Raw genomic sequence first — 998 nt, forward strand, 5'->3', positions numbered from 1 at the left:
GACGATGGCAACAATGATGAGCCCTGCGGGGATACCCGCAACTACGAAATCTATCATTTCACACCTCCTTGAATTTATTATGGACCGAATATTGCCGGCAATCTGCCGGCCAGAAACCAAAAAGTCACGGCCACGCTAATGGCGATGATTACATTGATAAGAATCTGCGTGGCGGATACTGACCACCGGTTGTGGGTGGCAAGATGCTCGTTTAACCGCCGGTGATCGTCTCGGATGCAGAGCAGCATCGGAATCGCCCAACGCGGCGTCTCCGGGTCGTCAAGACTTGCTTCGATTTTGGCCAGAATAGTATCAGAATTCATAGATCAACTAATTCCCAGGCCAGGCGATCAGCATCTCCGGGTCGGCATAATCACCTTCCCATTTGATGTCAATGTGCAGATGATCTCCCGTTGCACTGCCGGTTGCACCAGGCCTGCCCAGCCTCTGTCCTGCTACGACTTCATCCCCCACCTTGACGTAAATACCGCCGACCAGAAGGTGAGCGTACCGCACCAATACCGTAGAGCCGTCGGGCAGAACCGTGCGGGTGCGCACCTGCTGGCCGAACCAAGGCTCGTTGGGATTCGCTCCGGCGACGATGATTTGCCCGCCGATGGCGGCCAAAACTTCATCCCCCCATCGGCGCCAGGACGAGCGCAGATCCAACCCATTGTGGTAATATGTCCCCCGCCAGGCACCGAAATTATCCGTGATTGTCGGGAGGAAATAAGTTGTGGGGTATTGCCATTGCAAGCCACGGTCAAGAAGCTCGGCAGCCACAAAGCGCCCACGCAGTTGGAAATCATTCCCCGATTTGATCGGGATCAGTCGGGTGCCAGGGTAATAGCTATTGAAAAATTCAGCCAACGATTCAGGCCAGGCGTCTGGGTCTATTGCCAACACTCGGCGATATTCTATATCGCCAATGCCGGCATCATCAGCAATCCCACCGATGGTCCAGCGCCATCGGTCCCAAGTGAGTTTGGCCACTCGCT

General features: G+C 55.0%; 2 protein-coding genes. Both read right to left on the reverse strand.

What is annotated here, in order from left to right:
• Positions 1-77 precede the first annotated feature (77 nt).
• Positions 78-323: a hypothetical protein gene (locus ABJK56_RS02040; RefSeq protein WP_347242999.1), complete on the reverse strand. Its 246-nt coding sequence runs from the start codon at positions 321-323 to the stop codon at positions 78-80.
• Positions 324-330: 7 nt separating this feature from the next.
• A partial coding sequence (locus ABJK56_RS02045; RefSeq protein ID WP_347243000.1) for a M23 family metallopeptidase occupies positions 331-998 on the reverse strand: 668 nt, incomplete at its 5' end.

The organism is Thermogutta sp., assembly GCF_039793925.1.
In the GTDB taxonomy this organism is placed as follows: domain Bacteria; phylum Planctomycetota; class Planctomycetia; order Pirellulales; family Thermoguttaceae; genus Thermogutta.

Excerpts from the sequence above, each read along its gene's own strand:
- ABJK56_RS02040 (WP_347242999.1), bottom strand. The coding sequence starts at position 323 with ATGAATTCTGATACTATTCTGGCCAAAATCGAAGCAAGTCTTGACGAC.